The 15,679-nt window shown below is 65.9% G+C and carries 19 protein-coding genes; 16 read left to right on the top strand and 3 right to left on the bottom strand.

Annotated elements, in window-relative coordinates; genetic code table 11:
• Positions 1 to 2: 2 nt before the first annotated feature.
• The 3 genes from FOC84_RS04905 to msrQ all read left to right on the top strand — a co-directional run bounded on the left by FOC84_RS04905 (position 3) and on the right by msrQ (position 2,444).
• Positions 3 to 656: an HAD family hydrolase gene (locus FOC84_RS04905; protein ID WP_173143427.1), complete on the top strand. Its 654-nt coding sequence runs from the start codon at positions 3 to 5 to the stop codon at positions 654 to 656.
• Positions 657 to 821: 165 nt separating this feature from the next.
• Entirely contained in the window at positions 822 to 1,784 is a 963-nt protein-coding gene (gene msrP, locus FOC84_RS04900; protein ID WP_173149960.1) for a protein-methionine-sulfoxide reductase catalytic subunit MsrP, read from the top strand.
• 9 nt (positions 1,785 to 1,793) lie between these two features.
• Positions 1,794 to 2,444 carry a protein-methionine-sulfoxide reductase heme-binding subunit MsrQ gene (gene msrQ, locus FOC84_RS04895; RefSeq protein WP_173143426.1) on the top strand — a complete coding sequence of 217 codons (651 nt, stop codon included), beginning with the start codon at positions 1,794 to 1,796 and terminating at the stop codon, positions 2,442 to 2,444.
• A gap of 12 nt (positions 2,445 to 2,456) precedes the next feature.
• On the opposite strand, the gene FOC84_RS04890 is transcribed toward msrQ, so the two are convergent.
• The 3 genes from FOC84_RS04890 to FOC84_RS04880 are packed head-to-tail and all read right to left on the bottom strand — an operon-like array spanning position 2,457 to position 4,555.
• A complete protein-coding gene (locus FOC84_RS04890) occupies positions 2,457 to 3,242 on the bottom strand; it encodes an N-acetylmuramoyl-L-alanine amidase (RefSeq protein ID WP_173143425.1) in 786 nt (261 codons plus the stop codon).
• 3 nt (positions 3,243 to 3,245) lie between these two features.
• The gene (locus tag FOC84_RS04885; protein ID WP_173143424.1) at positions 3,246 to 3,956 is read right to left on the bottom strand and encodes an SAM-dependent methyltransferase; all 711 of its coding nucleotides are present in this window, start codon (positions 3,954 to 3,956) and stop codon (positions 3,246 to 3,248) included.
• Positions 3,953 to 4,555 (bottom strand): Maf-like protein, encoded by a 603-nt coding sequence (locus tag FOC84_RS04880; protein ID WP_173143423.1) that lies wholly within the window; start codon positions 4,553 to 4,555, stop codon positions 3,953 to 3,955. Before FOC84_RS04880 ends, FOC84_RS04885 begins: the two co-directional genes overlap by 4 nt.
• Before the next feature lie 171 nt (positions 4,556 to 4,726).
• Between FOC84_RS04880 and FOC84_RS04875 the strand changes: the two genes are divergently transcribed.
• From FOC84_RS04875 to FOC84_RS04815, 13 genes are all read left to right on the top strand, one after another.
• Entirely contained in the window at positions 4,727 to 5,275 is a 549-nt protein-coding gene (locus FOC84_RS04875; protein ID WP_217278801.1) for a YceD family protein, read from the top strand.
• Between the two features lie 52 nt (positions 5,276 to 5,327).
• Positions 5,328 to 5,510, top strand: a complete 183-nt coding sequence (gene rpmF / locus FOC84_RS04870; RefSeq protein WP_013392223.1) for a 50S ribosomal protein L32 — start codon at positions 5,328 to 5,330, stop codon at positions 5,508 to 5,510.
• Positions 5,511 to 5,569: 59 nt separating this feature from the next.
• On the top strand, positions 5,570 to 6,637 hold the full coding sequence (plsX, locus tag FOC84_RS04865; RefSeq protein ID WP_173143422.1) for a phosphate acyltransferase PlsX: 1,068 nt from the start codon (positions 5,570 to 5,572) through the stop codon (positions 6,635 to 6,637).
• The gene (locus tag FOC84_RS04860; RefSeq protein ID WP_173143421.1) at positions 6,637 to 7,623 is read left to right on the top strand and encodes a beta-ketoacyl-ACP synthase III; all 987 of its coding nucleotides are present in this window, start codon (positions 6,637 to 6,639) and stop codon (positions 7,621 to 7,623) included. The genes plsX and FOC84_RS04860 overlap by 1 nt, the downstream gene beginning before the upstream one ends.
• Positions 7,624 to 7,720: 97 nt before the next feature.
• On the top strand, positions 7,721 to 8,656 hold the full coding sequence (gene fabD / locus FOC84_RS04855; RefSeq protein ID WP_173143420.1) for an ACP S-malonyltransferase: 936 nt from the start codon (positions 7,721 to 7,723) through the stop codon (positions 8,654 to 8,656).
• Between the two features lie 4 nt (positions 8,657 to 8,660).
• A complete protein-coding gene (gene fabG, locus FOC84_RS04850; RefSeq protein WP_173143419.1) occupies positions 8,661 to 9,413 on the top strand; it encodes a 3-oxoacyl-ACP reductase FabG in 753 nt (250 codons plus the stop codon).
• A 213-nt stretch (positions 9,414 to 9,626) separates the two neighbouring features.
• A complete protein-coding gene (gene acpP, locus FOC84_RS04845) occupies positions 9,627 to 9,866 on the top strand; it encodes an acyl carrier protein (RefSeq protein WP_003813816.1) in 240 nt (79 codons plus the stop codon).
• A gap of 192 nt (positions 9,867 to 10,058) precedes the next feature.
• Complete coding sequence (gene fabF, locus FOC84_RS04840; protein ID WP_173143418.1) at positions 10,059 to 11,288, top strand: beta-ketoacyl-ACP synthase II; 1,230 nt, start codon at positions 10,059 to 10,061, stop codon at positions 11,286 to 11,288.
• A 1-nt stretch (position 11,289) separates the two neighbouring features.
• Complete coding sequence (locus FOC84_RS04835) at positions 11,290 to 11,784, top strand: hypothetical protein (protein ID WP_254241909.1); 495 nt, start codon at positions 11,290 to 11,292, stop codon at positions 11,782 to 11,784.
• The gene (rpoE, locus tag FOC84_RS04830; protein WP_173143417.1) at positions 11,781 to 12,380 is read left to right on the top strand and encodes an RNA polymerase sigma factor RpoE; all 600 of its coding nucleotides are present in this window, start codon (positions 11,781 to 11,783) and stop codon (positions 12,378 to 12,380) included. The genes FOC84_RS04835 and rpoE overlap by 4 nt, the downstream gene beginning before the upstream one ends.
• 12 nt (positions 12,381 to 12,392) lie before the next feature.
• A complete protein-coding gene (locus FOC84_RS04825) occupies positions 12,393 to 12,902 on the top strand; it encodes a sigma-E factor negative regulatory protein (RefSeq protein ID WP_173143416.1) in 510 nt (169 codons plus the stop codon).
• Complete coding sequence (locus FOC84_RS04820) at positions 12,902 to 13,984, top strand: MucB/RseB C-terminal domain-containing protein (protein ID WP_173143415.1); 1,083 nt, start codon at positions 12,902 to 12,904, stop codon at positions 13,982 to 13,984. Before FOC84_RS04825 ends, FOC84_RS04820 begins: the two co-directional genes overlap by 1 nt.
• Before the next feature lie 40 nt (positions 13,985 to 14,024).
• The gene (locus FOC84_RS04815; RefSeq protein WP_173143414.1) at positions 14,025 to 15,509 is read left to right on the top strand and encodes a DegQ family serine endoprotease; all 1,485 of its coding nucleotides are present in this window, start codon (positions 14,025 to 14,027) and stop codon (positions 15,507 to 15,509) included.
• Positions 15,510 to 15,679 lie beyond the last annotated feature (170 nt).

The raw sequence follows: 15,679 nt of genomic DNA, 5'->3' as shown, positions 1-15,679 counted from the left end.
TCATGTCGTATTCGCTGGTCGTTTTTGACTGGGATGGCACCCTGATGGATTCCACGCACAGCATCGTGGCGGCCATCCAGGGCGCCTGCCGCGACCTGGAGCTGGCGGTGCCCTCGGCGTCCGATGCCAGTTGGGTGATAGGTCTGTCCCTGGAAAGCGCCCTGCGCCGCGCGGTGCCGGAACTGACGCAGGCGATGCTGCCGCGTTTCCTGGAGCGCTACCGCACCCACTACCTGCTGCGCGATCCGGAATTGCGCCTGTTCGAGGGCGTGCAGGAACTGCTGGGTGAATTGGCGGGGCAGAACGTGCGCCTGGCCGTCGCTACCGGCAAGAGCCGCGTGGGCCTGACCCGCGCGCTGGCCGCGACCGGGCTGGGGCCGCTGTTCGACGCCACCCGTACCGCCGACGAAACCTTCAGCAAGCCGCATCCGGCGATGCTGCACGAACTGATGCAGGAGCTGGATGTGGATCCGGAGCGTGTGGTGATGGTGGGCGACACCTCGCACGATCTGCAAATGGCGATCAATGCCGGCGTGCACGGCCTGGGCGTGACCTATGGCGCTCACACCCTGAAGGAACTGGAGGGATGCTCGCCCCAGGCGGTGCTCGACAGTGTGCCGGGATTGCGCGAGTGGCTGTTGCCGCGCGTGATGTAGCGGCCGGCCTCCGGGAGCGCGTGGGGCGGAACACCCGGCGCGCGCGCCGGTCTATAGGAAATACCCGCAAGCGCCGGCTGCCGCGGAATATCATGGGGCCGCGCGGCGTCCATGGCTTGCGCAGGGCGCGTCCATGATCCTGCGGGCGCCACACCGGAGACCATGATGTTGATACGCAAGCCCGACGATATTCTTCCGTCCGAGATCACCTCCGAGACCGTCTGGCGCTCGCGCCGCGAACTGATGCTGCGTGCCGGGATGGTCGCGGCGGCCGCGGGCCTGCCGGGGTGGGCCGCGCGCAGCGCACATGCCCAGGAGGCAGGCGCCCTGCCGGGCAAGGCCAACGCGGCTTTGAGCGTCATGGACAAGCAGACCTCGCTGGCTGATGTGACGTCGTACAACAATTACTACGAGTTCGGCGTCGATAAGGACGACCCCGCCGCCAACGCTGGCAAATTGCAGACACGTCCCTGGAGCGTGAGCGTCGAGGGCGAGGTCGGCCGGCCGCGCACGTTCTCCATCGAAGAGCTGCTCAAGCTGGCGCCGATGGAAGAGCGCGTCTACCGGCTACGCTGCGTCGAGGGCTGGTCCATGGTGATTCCCTGGGTGGGCTATTCACTGTCGGCGCTGCTCAAGCAGGTCGAGCCCACGGGCAACGCCAAGTACGTGGAATTCGTGACCGCCGTGCAGCGCGAGAATATGCCGGGCGTGCGCGCCGCGATCCTGGAGTGGCCCTATGTGGAAGGCCTGCGCATCGACGAGGCCATGAATCCCCTGGCCATGCTGGTGTTCGGCGTCTACGGCCGCGTGCTGCCGAACCAGAACGGCGCGCCGCTCAGACTGGCGGTGCCCTGGAAATACGGCTTCAAGTCTGCCAAGTCCCTGGTGAAGATCCGACTGGTGGAAAAGCCGCCCGTGTCGTCCTGGATCAAGGCTGCGCCGCAGGAGTATGGCCTTTACGCCAATGTGAATCCCGACGTGCCTCATCCGCGCTGGAGCCAGGCCACGGAGCGCCGCATCGGCGAGGACGGCCTGTTCTCGCCCAAGCGCAAGACCTTGATGTTCAACGGTTATGCCGAACAGGTGGCGTCGCTCTATCAGGGCATGGACCTGAAGGCGAACTATTGAGGCGGCTCCATGCCTGACGGCACTCCGCAGGCCGCTCCGGCTGCGCCGCCGCGCAAGGCCCCGCTTTCCGCCAAGGCGGTGGGGCGCTTCAAGCCGTTCCTGTTCCTGCTGGGGCTGGCGCCGTTCGCGCGCTGGATCTGGTTGGGCGTGAACAACGGACTGACGGCGAACCCCGTGGAGTTCCTGACCCGTTCATCGGGCACCTGGACCCTGGTCTGCCTGCTGGTGACGCTGGCCATCACGCCGCTGCGCCGGCTGACCGGTCAGCCGGCGTTGCTGCGGTTGCGCCGGATGTGCGGGCTGTTCGCGTTCTTCTATGGTTCCATGCACTTCATGGCCTGGGTCTGGTGGGACCGCGGTTTCGATCCGGCCGGAATGCTGCGCGATATTGGCGAACGTCCCTTCATCATGGTCGGATTCGCGGCGTTCGTGCTGATGACCGCGTTGGCGGCCACGTCCACACAATGGGCCATGCGCAAACTTGGCAAGCGCTGGCAGAGCCTGCATCGGGCTGTCTATGCCATAGGCTTGCTGGCGGTGCTGCATTATTGGTGGCATAAGGCCGGCAAGAACGATCTGGCGCAACCCGCGATGTACGCTGCCGTGCTGGCCCTGCTGCTGGGATGGCGGCTGGTCGCCTGGCTGCGCGGCCGGCGCTAGCGCTGTTCGCGCCTACGGCATCGCCAGCATGATGGCGGCGGTCTCTGCATCTGGCTGACCGTCGTGCAGCGCCGGCCGGTAGTGCATCTGGAAGGCCGCCAGCGCGCCGATCGTGGCCGGGTCCAGGGTTCCGTCCTGCGGGCAGGCGTAGCCCAGCCGCGTCAGCTGCTTCTGGAACCACGCCACGTCGGGGACGCCTTGGGCCTGCAGGCGTGCGAGGTGTGCGGCGGCGCCGGTTTCGTCGTACCAACGTCCAATCCCAGCCTCGGCCAGCATTTTCCAAGGAAAAAGAGGGCCAGGGTCCACCTTGCGCTGTGGCGCGATGTCGCTATGGCCCACGATGTTTTCGGGCGCGATGCCGTGCCGCTGCGCAATATCGCGCAGCAGTATGGTCAAGGCGCGCAATTGCTTGTCGTTATAGGGGTGCCAGACGGGCTTGCCGTCCGGACCCTCCGTCCAGCCCGGGTTGACGATTTCTATGCCGATGGACGTGCTGTTCATGGCGATGTTGCCATACCAGGAACTGGCGCCCGCATGCCAGGCGGCGCGGTTCTCGTCCACCAGCCGGTAGACGCGCCCGGAGTCGTTTACCAGGTAATGGGAGCTGACCTTGCCCTTGGAGAGCAATTCCATCGAGTGGGCGTCGTCGACGCTGGTGTAGTGCAGCACGATGCTGCGCACCCGGCTGGCCTGGCTGACGGCAGTGACGGAGGTGTCCAGGTCCAGGCCGGCGGGGCCGCGAGCGGCGCATCCCGCCAGGATGGCCGCGGCAAGCGGCGCAAGAAACAGGCGGTGCATGGGTCAGCGCGCCAGGAAGAGGAACAGCGTCGGCAGCTTGTCGAGCTGGGGCGCCGGCTGCTGCTTCCAGTCGGCCACGCTGCGGGTGACGATCCATTCGTCGGCGGTCGTGACCGAGCGGGCCACGCACAGCTTGGTGTCGCCTTTCAGGCTGGCCAGCAGCGTGGCGAACATGGCGGCGTTGCGGTAGGGGGTCTCGATCAGCAACTGGGTCTGGTTGTGCTTGGCCGAATGCTGCTCCCAGGCGCGCAGCTGCTTGGCGCGTTCCGCCGGGTCCACCGGCGCATAGCCGTGGAAGGCGAAGCGCTGGCCGTCCAGGCCGCTGGCCATCAGGCCCAGCAGGATGGAAGAGGGGCCGACCCAGGGCTTTACCGTGATGCCCAGGCGGTGGGCGGCGTCGGCGACCTTGGCCCCCGGATCCGCGACCGCGGGGCAGCCGGCCTCGGAAACCAGGCCGATTTCCGCGCCCTTGAGCGCCGGCTCCAGCCAGGCCTTGATCTGGGTGGCGTTGACCTTGTCGGTCAGGGTGTGGATGGTGATTTCCTGCAGCGGCCGGGTGGTGCCGATCAGCTTGAGGAAGGCGCGGGCGGTCTTGGCGTTTTCGGCGATATAGGTATCCAGCCGGCCCGCCAGGGCGCGGACTTCGGCGGGCAGCCAGCGCTCGGGCGGGGCTTCGCCCAGGCCGACCGGGATCAGGTGCAGCGCGCCGCTCATGCGGGCGCTCCGGGAGCGTCCAGCGGGTCCAGGCCGAAACCCGCCAGCATGCCAGTCAGCGCGATCAGCGGCAGGCCGATGATGGCGGTAGGGTCGTCGCTCTGGATGCTTTCCATCAGCGCGATGCCCAGGCTTTCCGCCTTGGCGCTGCCTGCGGTATCGTAGGGTTCCTCGGCGCGCAGATAGGCCTCGATGGCGCGGTCCGACAATTTGCGGAAACGGCAGCGCGTGACGATGTCGGCTTTCTCCACCCGCTGGCCGTCCGTGACCGCCAGGGCGCTGTGGAATTCCACGATTTGACCCGATAGGGCCTGCAATTGCGCCAGGGCGCGCGGGAAATCCCCTGGCTTGCCGATGGGTTGTCCATCCACGGTGGCCACCTGGTCCGAGCCGATCACGATGCTGCCGGGGTGGCTGGCCGCGACTGCCATGGCCTTGGCCACGGACAGGCGCAGCGCCAGGGCTGCCGGGGTTTCGCCGGACTGTGGCGTTTCGTCTACATCGGGGGAAATTGCCGTGAAGGGCAGGCGCAGGCGGGACAGCAGTTCTTTGCGGTAACGCGAGCTGGACGCGAGGATGAGGCTGGGCTTTGAAGGCATGCGATATTTGACGTTGATACGTAAGTCACAGTATTATCTAACGTTTTGCGGGATTTTTGCATGAACCAAGGCGCGTGTCTTGAAAGACGAGAGACGCAACCAGGCTCGTGCAGGCCCCGCGAATGCAAAGGACTGAACATCAAGCGCATCGATGCATACGCATTTGCCCAGATGGGCAAGGAAGCGCAAGGAACCATACCTCTTGTGCGGTTTACGCGCGCGGTTGAAGGGCTACCCGAACAACCGCAGGGCGATGCCGGGCTCGTGACGTGGTCCGTGCGCGGCGAAATGGGCAAATCCGGCCTCATGCTTGGCCGGCCGCTATTGCATGTCCACGTGCAGGCGAACCCTGTGCTGGTGTGCCAGCGGTGCAATGAGCCGTTCGTATATCCGATCGACAGCGAAGTCCTTTTGCAGCTGGTCAAGTCCGAAGCCGATCTCGACGATGGCGCTTCCTACGGGGAGTCGTCAGGCGAGGACGACGAGGACGAAGAAGGAAATGGTTTTGTGTCCAACCTGCCTGAAAAGGTGGTGGGTTCGCATCATTTTGATCTGCTGGCCCAGATCGAAGATGAGCTCATTCTGAGCGTTCCGTATGTGCCCAAGCATGATGTATGCCCGGGCGCGCTGGCCAAAGTCAGTGAAGCTCCTCCCGAGGAGCCCGCTGTCAAGCGTCCGTCGCCGTTTGCGGTGCTGGAACAACTGAAGCACAAAGATTGAGATCAACATCGGGCCGCATCGCGTACAATGCGCCCCGTTTCTAGGAGTCATCATGGCCGTTCAACAAAACAAGAAGTCCCCGTCCAAGCGCGGTATGCACCGCTCGCACGATTTTCTGGTGAACCCGCCGACCGCGATCGAACCCAACACGGGCGAAGCGCATCTGCGTCACCACATCAGCCCCAACGGCTTCTACCGCGGCCGCAAGGTCCTGAAGACCAAGGCCGACGAATAAGGCCCCCGGGCCGAACTCGTACTCGGACCATTTCGGCTGAGCGCTGATACCTGGCACCCGTGATACGCATCGCCATAGACTGTATGGGCGGAGACTTCGGTCTGCCCGTCACGATTCCGGCTGCGATCGAGTTCGCCCGGCAATTTCCGGATACCCGGCTATTGCTGGTCGGGCTTCCCGACGCTATCGAAGCGGCGCTCTCCGAGCACCGCGGCGTGGCGCGCGATCGCATTGAAATCGTGGCGGCTTCCGAAGTCGTCACCATGGACGACCCGGTCGAGGTCGCCCTGCGCCGCAAAAAAGACTCCTCCATGCGCCTGGCCGCCCAGTCCGTCAAGGACGGGCGCGCCGACGCCTGCGTTTCCGCGGGCAATACCGGCGCGTGGATGGCCATTTCACGCTATGTGCTCAAGACGCTGGACGGCATAGACCGGCCCGCGATCGCCACGTCCATCCCGAACCAGACGGGCCGTGCCACCACGGTGCTGGACCTGGGTGCGAATGTGGACTGCACGGCAGAGCACCTGCTCCAGTTCGCCATCATGGGCGCCGCGCTGTCGCAGGCGGTCGACCATCGCGAGCGCCCCTCCGTGGGCTTGCTCAACATCGGCGAAGAAGTCATCAAGGGCAACGAAGTCGTCAAGGAAGCCGCCGAGCTTCTGCGTGGCAGCCCGCTCAACTTCTACGGCAACGTGGAAGGCAATGACATATTCAAGGGCACTGTCGACGTCGTCGTCTGCGACGGTTTCGTCGGCAACGTCGTGCTCAAGTCCGTCGAAGGGCTGGCGAAGATGCTGTCCAGCGTCATTCGCGAAGAGTTCAAACGCAATCTGATCACGCTGCTGGCTGGCGCGGTGGCCAAGCCGGTGCTCAACCGCCTGCGCACCCGCGTCGACAACCGGCGCTATAACGGCGCCGCGTTGCTGGGCCTGCGCGGCGTGGTCATCAAGAGCCATGGCTCCGCGGACGTCTACGCCTATGGTTTTGCGTTGCAGCGCGCTCGCGAAGCCGTAGTGAGTAAACTGCTGGAGCGCACCGCTGAGACGGTCGCTCAGATTACCAAGCGCGTTCAATCTGGCGAGGGCCCCTCGGCGCCGTCGCCAAACGTGGCTGGGGACACCGCTTGATGGATACCGCAATGAAATATTCCGTGATCGCGGGCACCGGCAGCTTCCTGCCGGAACGCGTGGTTTCGAATGACGAGCTGGCGGCGGAGTTGGCGACGCGCGACATCGCCACTTCCGACGAGTGGATCGTCGAGCGCACCGGCATCCGCCAGCGCCATCTGGCCGAGCGCGGCGTCACGACCAGCCAGCTGGCCACCGAGGCCTCGCGCCGCGCGCTGGCCGACGCCGGCGTGGACGCTTCCGAGATCGACCTGATCGTCCTGGCCACGTCGACCCCCGACTTCGTGTTCCCGAGCACCGCCTGCATCGTGCAGGCCAATCTCGGCGCCAAGGGCTCGGCGGCATTCGACGTGCAGGCCGTGTGCAGCGGTTTCGTCTACGCGCTGACCACCGCCGACAGCTTCATCCGTGCCGGCCGCGCGCGTTGCGCGCTGGTCATCGGCGCCGAAGTGTTCTCGCGCATCCTGGACTGGAACGACCGCGGCACTTGCGTGCTGTTCGGCGACGGCGCCGGCGCCGTGGTGCTCAAGGCTTCCGACAAGCCGGGCATCCTGGCCGCGCAACTGCACGCCGACGGCAGCCAGGCCAAGATCCTGAACGCCGCGGGCAACGTCGCCTATGGCGACGTGACCGGCGATCCGTTCCTGCGCATGGACGGGCAGGCCGTGTTCAAGCAGGCCGTCACCGTGCTGGACCGTTCCGCGCGCGACACCTGCGCCGAAGCGGGCGTGGAGATCGCCGACGTCGATTGGCTGATCCCGCACCAGGCCAACGTGCGCATCCTGAATTTCCTGGCGCGCAAGCTTGCCGTGCCGGTCGAGAAGGTCGTCGTCACCGTCGACAGCCACGCCAACACGTCCGCGGCCAGCGTGCCGCTGGCCCTGGACGCCGCGCGTCGCGACGGCCGCGTCAAGCCGGGGCAGCTGATCCTGATGCAAGGCGTGGGCGGCGGATTCACCTGGGGCTCGGTACTGGCCCGCATGTAAAGGCGCGCTCCGGCGCGACGCGGCGCATGCGCCGCGGCCGCCGGAACGATGTGCCTGACATTCCACACAGACACTGAATCAATCCATACGGTCAATCATGAAAATCGCATTTGTCTTTCCTGGCCAAGGTTCCCAAGCTGTCGGCATGCTGGACGCCTGGTCGGGCGTCGCGGCCGTCACGGACACCGTGGCGCGGGCTTCGCAAGCGCTCGGGCAGGACCTGGGTGCGTTGATCGCGCAAGGCCCCGCGGAACAGCTCAACCTGACCACCAATACCCAGCCCGCCATGCTGACTGCCGGGGTCGCGATGTACGCGGCCTGGTGCGCTGCGGGTGGCCGCAAGCCCGATGTCGTGGCCGGCCACAGCCTGGGCGAGTATGCCGCCTTGACGGCTGCGGGCTCGCTCGCGCTTGAAGACGCCGTGCGCCTGGTGCGCGTGCGCGCCGACGCCATGCAGGCCGCCGTGCCGGTGGGTACCGGCGCCATGGCCGCCATCCTGGGCCTGGACGACGCCGCCGTGCGCGCTGCCTGCGAGGCCGCCGCCCAGGGCGAGGTCGTCGAGGCCGTGAATTTCAACGCGCCTGCGCAGGTCGTGATCGCTGGCCACAAGGCCGCGGTCGAGCGCGCTTGCGAACTGGCCAAGGCCGCGGGCGCCAAGCGGGCGCTGCTGCTGCCGGTGTCCGCACCGTTCCACTCCAGCCTGCTCAAGCCCGCCGCCGAAGTGCTGGCCGGCGCGCTGGCCAGCGTGACGGTGTCCGCGCCGCAGCTACAAGTGATCAACAACGTCGATGTGGCTACGCCCGTCGAACCCGGGGCAATCCGGGATGCGCTGGTGCGTCAGGCATGGCATCCTGTGCGGTGGGTTGAAACCCTGCGCGCGATGAAGGCGCAGGGCGTCACGCACGTCATCGAATGCGGTCCCGGCAAGGTGCTGGCCGGCTTGACCAAGCGCATCGATCCCGAACTCACGGGCATGGCCATTACCGATCCTGCTTCGCTAGAGGCAGCGTTGGCCGCCGTCAACGGAAATTAAGAATATGGACAACACCTCGATCGAACTGCAGGGCAAGCTCGCGCTGGTGACCGGCGCCACGCGCGGCATCGGCCGCGCCATCGCCCAGGAACTGGCCGCGCGCGGCGCCACGGTCGTCGGCACCGCCACCTCCGAATCGGGCGCGGCCGCCATCACCGAAGCGCTGGCGCCCTTGGGCGGCCGCGGCGTGGTGCTGGACGTGACCGACGCCGCTGCCTGCGATGCGCTGATCGACGCGCTGGGCAAGGAAGGTGGCGGCCCCCACATCCTCGTCAATAACGCCGGTATCACCCGTGATACGCTGGCAATGCGTATGAAGGACGATGATTGGTCGGCTGTCATCGACACCAACCTGGCCTCGGTCTTCCGCTTGTCGCGCGCCGTGCTGCGCAACATGATGAAGGCTCGCTGGGGACGTATCATCAACGTCACCTCCGTGGTGGGTTCCAGCGGCAACCCCGGCCAAGCCAACTACGCGGCCGCCAAGGCTGGCGTGGCTGGCATGTCGCGCGCCCTGGCGCGTGAGCTGGGCAGCCGCAACATCACCGTGAACTGCGTCGCGCCTGGTTTCATCGATACCGACATGACGCGCGCCCTGGGCGAAAATCAGACTGCTGCCTTGCTGCAGCAGATTCCGCTCGGCCGCCTGGGTTCGCCCGCGGATATCGCCCACGCCGTGGCGTTTTTGTCCGGGCCGCAAGCGGGTTACATTACCGGCACCACCCTGCACGTCAACGGCGGGATGTACATGCAATAAATCAAGAATCGCGCGTGGGCGGCTCAGGCCGCCGCGCCGCCGCCGGACAACCGGCGGGGCCACGCGAGATTCAACCGGAAACGCCGCACACCGGTTTCCTGCGCCATTCCCGGCGACAGATCAAGTGCGCGGTGTTATTTTTGTCACGGCCAGGCGTCGCAAAACTCCGCGCTTGGCTATAATTCGCGGGATTTTTCCCAATTGGAGATCTGCATGGAAAGCATCGAACAGCGCGTCAAGAAGATCGTCGCTGAACAACTTGGCGTCAACGAAGCCGAGATCAAGAACGAATCCTCCTTCCTTGACGACCTCGGTGCCGATTCGCTCGACATGGTCGAACTGGTCATGGCGCTCGAAGACGAATTCGAGACCGAGATCCCCGACGAAGAGGCCGAAAAGATCACGACCGTGCAACAAGCGATTGACTACATCAATTCGCACGGCAAGCAGTAAGCTGGGCTTTTACCCTTCTGGTTGCCTTGCGGCGTCCGTCGCAGCCAACCGGGAAATCGGGGCGGTTTCAGGAATTTGCCGTGCGGTCCGCATGCGGGAAGGGCGTTGTAATGCCCGACCCGCTTTCGTGTGGGCCGCACGTGCAGCGCATCCCGAAAACCGCCTTTCTTTTGTCTGTTTGAGGAGTCATCCGTGAAGCGACGTGTCGTCATCACTGGCCTGGGTATCGTTTCTCCCGTCGGGAACGACGTGACCACCGCTTGGGACAATATCGTCAACGGACGTTCTGGCATCAGCCGCATCACCCGTTTCGATCCCTCGGCCATCACCACGCATATTGCCGGCGAAGTCAAAGACTTCGACATCAGCACCTATATCACGGCCAAGGAAGCCCGCCAGATGGATACCTTCATCCATTACGGCCTGGCCGCCGGGATGCAGGCATGGCGCGATTGCGGCCTGGAAGTCACCGAAGCCAATGCGGACCGCATCGGCGTGATCGTGGGTTCCGGCATCGGCGGCCTGCCGCGCATCGAAGAAACCCAGATCGAATACCTGGCCAAGGGTCCGCGCCGCATTTCGCCGTTCTTCGTGCCGGGTTCGTTGATCAACCTGATCTCCGGCCATCTGTCCATTACGTATGGCATGAAGGGTCCGAGCTACGCGGTCGTGTCGGCTTGCACGACCGGCCTGCATTGCATCGGCGATGCCGCGCGCCTGATCGAGTACGGCGATGCCGACGTCATGGTGGCCGGCGGAGCCGAGGCTACCGTGTCGCCGCTGGGCGTCGGTGGTTTTGCTGCCATGCGCGCCTTGTCGACTCGCAATGACGACCCTCAGACGGCCTCGCGCCCCTGGGACCGCGACCGCGACGGCTTCGTGCTGGGCGAGGGTGCGGGCGTACTGGTGCTGGAAGAGTACGAGCATGCCAAGAAGCGCGGCGCGCGCATCTACGGCGAGCTCGCAGGCTACGGCATGAGCTCGGACGCGCACCACATCACGGCCCCCGACAAGGACGGTCCGCGCCGCGGCGTCCTGAATGCGCTGCGCAACGGCGGCCTGAATGCCGAAGACATCCAGTACGTCAACGCGCACGGTACCTCGACGCCCCTGGGCGACAAGAACGAAACCGACGCGCTGAAGCTGGCTTTCGGCGACCACGCCAAGAAGCTGGTGGTCAATTCGACCAAGTCCATGACCGGGCACCTGCTTGGCGCGGCCGGCGGCATAGAGGCGGTGTTCACGACCTTGGCGGTCTACAACCAGGTCTCGCCGCCCACGATCAACATCTTCAATCAAGATCCGGAATGCGATCTGGATTACTGCGCCAACGAGGCGCGGCAGATGAAGATCGACGTCGGCCTGTCCAACTCGTTCGGCTTCGGCGGCACCAACGGCTCGATGGCCGTTCGCCGGGTCTGATTTGGAAGAGCCGCTCGGGGGACGCTGGGCGTTTCGCGTGCCTGTCCGGCGGCCAGGAAGCGCGACCGCGCTTGCTGGCCTGGCGCTGGCCTCGGCTGGGGCCAGCGTGCTGATGGCGGCGTCCTGGCACGGCATGGCATGGGCAGCGGGTGCGGCGATCGCGCTCCTGCTTGTGCTGGCCGGGCTGTTACACTCGGCACGGAGCAGCCTGTCCCCCGTATCCGCCTTGCGCGCGGTAGCCGGGGCAGGGAGCTGGCAGGTCCGCCTGCCGCAAGGCTGGCAGGACGCGACGCTGTTGCAAGGACAGCGCGGACCGCGCTGGCTGACGCTCACTTTGCAGCCCTTGCCCACCGGGAGTACGGCCTTTACCAACAGCAAAATCACCCTCACCGTCTGGCAGCGGACGTTGCGACCCGAGTCCTGGCGGCGCCTGTGCCTGCTGGCCGGCGCGGCGCGGCCCGTCCGTCCGGCGGACAGCCTGCGGGAGGCGTCATGAGCGAGCGCGAAGTCGACGCCGAGCTTGTCGCGCGCGTCCAGCGGGGCGACAAAAAGGCTTTCGACCTGCTGGTGCTCAAGTACCAGCGCAAGATTCTCCGTCTGCTGGCCCGGATGATCCGCGATCCCTCGGAAATCGAGGACGTGGCCCAGGAGGCCTTCATCAAGGCCTACCGCGCCTTGCCCCAATTCCGTGGGGAGAGCGCCTTTTACACCTGGTTGTACCGGATCGCCATCAACACGGCGCGCAACTGGCTGGCCTCGCAGGGCCGGCGCCCCAGTGCGCCCAATGCGATAGAAACGGAAGACGGTGAAACTTTTAACGAAACCGACAACCTAACCGATATAAGCACGCCGGAATCCATGGTCGCCAGCCGCGAAATCGCCGAGACGGTGAACGCGGCTATTGAGCAATTGCCGGAAGAATTGCGTACCGCAATTGTCCTGCGTGAAATCGAAGGTATGAGTTACGAAGACATCGCCCAAAGCATGGATTGCCCGATCGGTACGGTGCGCTCCCGCATTTTTCGTGCGCGTGAAGCCATCGCCACCAAGTTGCGTCCGTTGCTAGGCACCGATGCCGAGCGTCGCTGGTAAGGAGTGGCAGTCATGCAAACAGCAGCCAAATCCGTTGTGATCGCCGAGTCCTCCTGGGAGGAGTCGGTTTCCGCCTGGATGGACGGAGAAGAATCCGACGACATATTTCCCGGCTTGTTGTCCCGCGAGGGGCGCGAGACCTGGGACACCTATCATCTGATCGGTGATTCCCTGCGCAACGCCGATCTGGCGCTGACCCCCAGCGCGGCCTTCCAGGCCCGCCTGGCACGGGCGTTGGACGCGGAATTGCCTATTGTTGCGGCGCCTCGGCGCCGCTCGCCATTGCGGGTCGGCCTGTCCGGCCTGGCGGTGGCCGCTGCCGTGGCGACCGTCGCCTGGGTGGCGCAGCCTTACCTGACCGGCGAGCCGGCCTCCGAGGTGCGCGTGCTGGCCGATGCCAGTACCACGCCGGCCGCGGCTGCCGACGATTCGGGCCTGCGCGACTACCTGGAGGCGCATCGCCAGATGGCCGGCCCCAGCGCCGTCCGCCAGGTGTCCTTCGATACCGGAGTGGGGCGCTGATGGCGTTGTTGGTGCTCCCATCGCGCTGGCCGGTGCTGGGCCGGGCCGCCACGCTGCAGGCTCACCGCGCCGGCTGGTTTGCCGTAACGCTTCTGACCGCTTTCCTGGCCGCGCACGAACCCGCGCGCGCCGCCGATGCCGCTCCTGCCGCCACCGATGACGTGGTGCAGCTGCTGACCCGCATCCAACAAGCCGCCCGCAAGCAGGACTATGCGGGCGTCTTCATGTATCAGCAGGGCGAGACAATCCAGTCCTCGCGCCTGGTGCACGTGGTGGACGGCACTGGCGAACGCGAACGCCTGGAAATTCTCGACGGGCAACCCCGCGAGTACCTGCGCCACAACGAAGACGTGCAGTGCCTCCTCCCCGAGCGCAAGACCGTGCTGCTGGAGCGCCGCCGCGGCGACCGCTTCCCCGGCCTGCTACTGGGAGACGCCGCGAACCTGTCCGAACACTACAAGATCCGCGCCGAGTCCGCCCTGCACCGCGTGGCCGGGCGGGAGTGCCGCCTGATCACGATCGAACCGCTGGACAAGCTGCGCTACGGCTACCGGCTGTGCGCGGACGTCGAAACCAATCTGCTGCTCAAGGCCCAGACGCTGAACGCCGCCCGCGGCGTGGTCGAGCAGGTGTCGTTCACCTCGCTGCGGTTGGGCTCCGAAGTCGATCCCCAATTGCTGACCTCGCGCTGGAGCACGCGCGACTGGAAGGTGCTGGAACCCTCGATGAAGCCGGTGGACCTGGCCGCCCTGGGCTGGCGCATTCCTGCGCCCAAGGGGTTCAAGCCGGTCATGCAGGTGGCTCGGTCCATGGGGAAGGGCGTCACGGTCAACCAGATGGTATTGTCCGATGGACTGGCGGCCATTTCCGTGTTCATCGAACCCTACGACAGCCAGCGTGGCCACCGTCCTCCCCACGGCGCCGCGCAGCGCGGGGCGATCACGGTCTATGGCACGCGCATTGCTGATTTCTGGCTGACCGCCGTGGGCGAAGTGCCCGTCGCGACGCTGGAACAGCTGGCGCAGGCCACTGAATATGTGCCCGCCGCGCCTGCGGCAGCAGCGCCGGCCGAATCCAAGTGATCGGCCGGGCGCGGCAAGCAGCAATTTCGGAGTAACACTTATGAAAGCAATGACAGTGTCGAATGCATTTTTCCGGCGCTTTCTGGTGGCGGCCGCGGCCAGCGTCATGATGTCCGCCGCCTACGTGCCGGCGGCGCTGGCGCAGGCGCCGGCGGTGACGCTGCCTGATTTCACCAGCATTGTGGAAAAAGCCGACCCTGCGGTCGTCAATATCCGCACCACGGCCACCGTGCCGGTGCGCGGCATGGGCCCTGGCGGCGGCAACGATCCCTACGAACTGTTCCGTTGGTTCTTCGGACCCGAATTCCAGCCGCCCGGCGGCGGCCAGCCCGGCCCGTCGCCGCGCCAGCGTCCCCAGCCTTCCCAGCCGGAAGAGCGCACCGTGCCGCGCGGCGTGGGTTCGGGCTTCTTCATTTCGGACGACGGCTACATCCTGACCAACAACCACGTGGTGGTGGACGCGACGGACATCTACGTCACGCTGACCGACGGCCGCGAGTTCAAGGCCAAGGTCATCGGCACGGACGAGCGCACCGACGTGGCGCTGATCAAGATCGAAGCCAAGGACATGACCCCGCTGGTCATCGGCGATCCCAAGAAGCTGAAGAAGGGGCAGTGGGTGCTGGCCATCGGTTCGCCGTTCGGCCTGGATTCCACCGTGACCTCGGGCATCGTCAGCGCCATCGGCCGCGATACCGGCGAATACCTGCCTTTCATCCAGACCGATGTGGCGGTCAACCCGGGTAACTCGGGTGGCCCGCTGATCAACCTGCAAGGCGAGGTGGTGGGCATCAACTCCCAGATCATTTCTCGCAGCGGCGGATTCATGGGTATTTCGCTGGCGATCCCGATCGACGAAGCCATGCGCGTCGTGGACCAGTTGCGGGCCACCGGCAAGGTCACGCGCGGCCGCGTCGGCGTGCAGATCGGCGAAGTGGGCAAGGACGTGGCCGAAGCCATCGGCCTGCCCAAGGCCGAGGGCGCGCTGGTCAGCAGCGTGGAAGCCGAAGGTCCCGCCGAGCAGGCGGGCGTGCAGCCGGGCGATGTGATCCTCAAGTTCAACGGCGAACCCATCAAGCGCTGGTCCGATCTGCCGCGCATCGTGGGCGAAACCAAGCCGGGCACGCGTGCCGACATGGAAGTGTGGCGCAAGGGCAAGAACCTGACGCTGTCGGTCAAGGTCGGCGAGATCCCGACCGAGAAGGCCGCCGCCGCCAACAAGAAGGGCGCGGCGCCGGTGCCGGAAGTCACCAATGCGCTGGGCCTGGGCGTGATCGACGTGCCGGCCGACGTGCAGAAGAAGCTGCGCATCAAGGGCGGCGTGCAGGTCAAGGTCGCCGAAGGCGCGGCCGGCAAGGCCGGCCTGCAGGAAGGCGACATCGTGTTGGCCCTGAACGACACCGACGTCACGGGCGCCAAGCAGTTCGGCGAACTCGTGGCCAAGCTGGACAAGGGCCGCGCGGCCGGGCTGCTGGTGCGCCGCGGCGACCAGACGCAGTGGGTGGCGGTGCCGGCATCCAAGTAATGCCGGGCCCGTCCGCCGAGTTCGCAGAAAAAAGACGCAAGACCGGCTAAAATGGCTGGTTGCCGCAAGAGGGGGCGCATGGCGCCCCCTTGTTTTGCCCGGGCTCGGCCCGTTGGCGCCCCCCTCGTCAGCCGTGCGTACTCCGGCGGCGGTGTCTTCCGGCCCAGTGC

The organism is Achromobacter pestifer, from assembly GCF_013267355.1.
Classification (GTDB): Bacteria; Pseudomonadota; Gammaproteobacteria; order Burkholderiales; family Burkholderiaceae_B; genus Achromobacter; species Achromobacter pestifer_A.
The sequence above is the reverse complement of the archived record's forward strand: the minus strand, read 5'-3'. Positions and strand labels throughout refer to the sequence as shown.